This window comes from Paenibacillus baimaensis (genome assembly GCF_025567575.1).
In genome coordinates this window covers 1-2,887 of sequence record NZ_JAOQIO010000109.1, presented here as the reverse complement: position 1 = coordinate 2,887, position 2,887 = coordinate 1, and the positions used below count along the sequence as shown (strand labels likewise).

Below are 2,887 nucleotides of genomic sequence, written 5' to 3'. Positions count from 1 at the left end.
CGGTTAGGCTTTAGCTATACAAAGGCGACTTATACGCTGGTGCGGGCCGACAAGGAGAAACAAAAGCAGTTCCGTGAAGTGATACTCCCCGAACTCAAAGAGGAGCTTGCCCAAGAGAAGATCGATCATCTTTTATTTGAAGATGAATCGATGATACGTGCGTATTTGGATTTGCAATATAACTGGTTTCCCACGGGGCAACAGCGAAAGATTGCCACCCATGGTGAGCATAAAGTTGGATGTCATTTTACAAGGCTATCCAGAAGGTCAAATTGTCATCGTGCTCGACAATGCGCGTACCCATCACGCCGATGAAATTTAGTCTTTTCTACGTCAGCATCCGCGGCTCCGTTTGGTTACTTACCGAAATACAGCCCTGAGTTTAATCCCGTTGAAGGCTTATGGAAATGGCTGAAGCACGATGTGGTGAATAATATCTTTTTCCATAAGTTTTATGTCATCCGTTCTCATGTCGCAACTTTCATGAAACGCGTCAACCAATCGCCTCTTGAAGTCATTGACCGTTTGCTCGTTCGAGTCTGAAGTTTTTCAGTTCAACTTTTATAGATTCTTTTTTCTTACCTGTGGGTGAACTGTTTGTTCAATAAAATGGATGAACAGCTCATCCTGTAAGTTAAAAATATCCAAATACTTTTCGTATAAATATTCGGAATCCCGATCGTCATTCGCATACATATGCTGAATAATATCTCTAATAGCATTCGGTGTCAACACCAACTTAATACTCCCCAAAAGCAGCAGTTGAAAATTCCCTATTTAGAGCGGAATCAGGGCTCTTTGTCTTCCGTCATATCTGGTTTGAATAACCCAGCCTTTTTCTTTTCTTTAATCCTGTAGCTCTCACCCTTGATGTTTATTGTTATCGAATGATGCAGTAACCGGTCTAGAATAGCAGTAGCGAGTACGGCATCTCCAAATATTTCACCCCAAGAGCCAAATGACTTGTTTGAGGTGAGAATGATGGAGCCTTTCTCGTACCGTTCGGAGATGATTTGGAAGAAGAAATGCGCGGCTGCGTCGTCCATCTTTCGGTAACCGATCTCATCAATGATAAGGAGATCGGCTTTGAGAAACATAGGTATCTTTTATTTCATGTTGTTCGTTTGATGTGCCTGCTATAGGGTCTGAACGAGATCATGAGCCGTGATGAGTATACCGAATACCTTAGGGCAATCGCCTCTAAAGCCAGCCCTACGACGAGATTGGTTTTCCCACACCTGGCGGCTATGGGTTATGACTTGATGCACTCCGCTTGCCTTTTCATGGTTGGTGATGAGTTCTCCTTCTTGGTTGTACAGGTGGAGCATGCCGTTTTTCTCATCCTGATTGTGTACATGTTGTCCCACGTAAACAAACGGAACGGAGTAGCGATTGCTCTGGTAAGAAACCAAGGTGTCGCTAGAACCTTACGGGGATGGCGTTCCGCCGCCTGAAAGGGAAAAAGATTGCCGGGTTTCAGCTTCTCGTCCGTCCAGCGTTCCGTAGGGATCTCATGGGTTGTCCCATGCACACTGCAGTTGGCCACCGTGTCTAACCACAAGCGTACCTGTTCGTTTAGATCGTGTAATCCAGTAATGCTCTGGACCCTTGGCCAGAAGTTCTTCCGTACATAACCAATACCATTTTCCACCTTACCTTTTGTTCGTGGGCGGTAGGGTTTGCAGCGACGAAGAATGAATCCATGGTGGGCAGCAAACTGTGCAAACCGCTCATTCCATATGACTATGACTTCACCTTGCTCGTCTTGTCCAATGACAACAGTCTTCATATTGTCATACAAGCAGGTTCTCGTAATCCCTCCGAAGTACGTCATGGTTCTTTCATGGCAACCGATAAGCGTTTCTACTTTCTCATCTTCTGTGTATTCCACATACAGCATACGTGAATAACCAAGGACCATCACAAACGCATAAAGCTGCTTTTTCGTTTGATTCCAATCGACTCGAAAATGTCCCCAGTCGATCTGGGCTTGCTCGCCAGGTTCCGTTTCAAACCGTTCCTGTAGCCTTAGAAGCCATGATTGGTTTTAACGGCCTCATGAAGTAACGAAGCGTGGTCATACTGCCGGTGTATCCTTGTGCTTTGATCTCATCGTAGATGACCATCGCATTCAAACAGCCATCTTCCATGCGGTGACGTATGTGGTCTTTGTGTAGATCGAGTTTACCCGTTCGGTTGCTAATTCGCTGGTACCGACCTGGTTCATCTTGCTCCAGCCATTTCCGTATCGTCTTCGGATCTCTACCTAATTCTTTAGCTATATGGGTAACGTACATCCCCTTTTCATACATTTCCTTGATCATAAAATATTCCCCATTCTTGATCATCTACTTCTCTCTTCTCGGAGAGATTGTCCGCTGATATATGATATTTTACAACTGGTGTCCACATCGGATATCTAGTATCAACAGGAGGCATGTTATCTAAATTCCATGTCCTGTTTAAAAATTCTATTAGATAAAGCTCACCTTGGATGCTCCCAGCAGAATATAAATAGTTCAAAATATTGCGTAGAGTAATCTGAGTAATTTGAAAAAAAACAGAAGGAGAAAGAATATTTAATAGCTTTGACAATCCCTTGGATTGATAATCTTTAGCTGGATCGGCTATAGTAAGTTGGACAGATTAATTGAGGACTAGTAGAATAAAAACATCAGACAGGAGCGAATCTACGATGCCCAAAGGAAGACGTACATTTACAGACGAATTTAAAAACTAGATGGTTCAGTTATATGAAAGCGGAAAAACTCGAGCCAACATTGCTCGTGAATACGACCTGAGCGCGACAGCATTAGATCGATGGATCAAACAAATTCAAACCTCCGGTTCCTTTTCGGAGAAAGCAAACCGTACCCCTGAGGAAAAC

General features: G+C 43.7%; 4 protein-coding genes and 4 pseudogenes. 3 read left to right on the top strand and 5 right to left on the bottom strand.

The features are described 5' to 3' along the window. Both OB236_RS32030 and OB236_RS32025 read left to right on the top strand, forming a co-directional pair. Positions 1-315, top strand: a pseudogene (locus OB236_RS32030) (hypothetical protein); the annotation flags it as partial. 42 nt (positions 316-357) lie between these two features. Beyond that, positions 358-543 (top strand): annotated as a pseudogene (locus OB236_RS32025) (transposase); the annotation flags it as partial. An 18-nt stretch (positions 544-561) separates the two neighbouring features. Here the strand turns inward: OB236_RS32025 and OB236_RS32020 are convergent. The 5 genes and pseudogenes from OB236_RS32020 to OB236_RS32005 form a co-directional block, all read right to left on the bottom strand. Further along, a complete protein-coding gene (locus tag OB236_RS32020; RefSeq protein WP_262687631.1) occupies positions 562-735 on the bottom strand; it encodes an AbiJ-related protein in 174 nt (57 codons plus the stop codon). Between the two features lie 53 nt (positions 736-788). Further along, a pseudogene (locus tag OB236_RS32015) lies at positions 789-1,085 on the bottom strand (ATP-binding protein); the annotation flags it as partial. A gap of 51 nt (positions 1,086-1,136) precedes the next feature. After that, positions 1,137-1,367, bottom strand: coding sequence for a hypothetical protein (locus tag OB236_RS40225; RefSeq protein ID WP_408638540.1), 231 nt, complete (start codon positions 1,365-1,367; stop codon positions 1,137-1,139). A 173-nt stretch (positions 1,368-1,540) separates the two neighbouring features. Beyond that, positions 1,541-1,984 (bottom strand): annotated as a pseudogene (gene istA / locus OB236_RS40220) (IS21 family transposase); the annotation flags it as partial. Between the two features lie 25 nt (positions 1,985-2,009). Beyond that, positions 2,010-2,348, bottom strand: a complete 339-nt coding sequence (locus OB236_RS32005) for a terminase gpP N-terminus-related DNA-binding protein (protein ID WP_262687630.1) — start codon at positions 2,346-2,348, stop codon at positions 2,010-2,012. A gap of 392 nt (positions 2,349-2,740) precedes the next feature. Here OB236_RS32005 and OB236_RS40215 point away from each other — a divergent pair. Then, positions 2,741-2,887: helix-turn-helix domain-containing protein (locus tag OB236_RS40215; protein WP_408638539.1), on the top strand; the 147-nt coding region annotated here is incomplete at its 3' end.

Bases quoted from the DNA above. Each gene is read 5' to 3' on its own strand.
- OB236_RS32005 (WP_262687630.1), bottom strand. From the start codon at position 2,348: ATGATCAAGAATGGGGAATATTTTATGATCAAGGAAATGTATGAAAAG.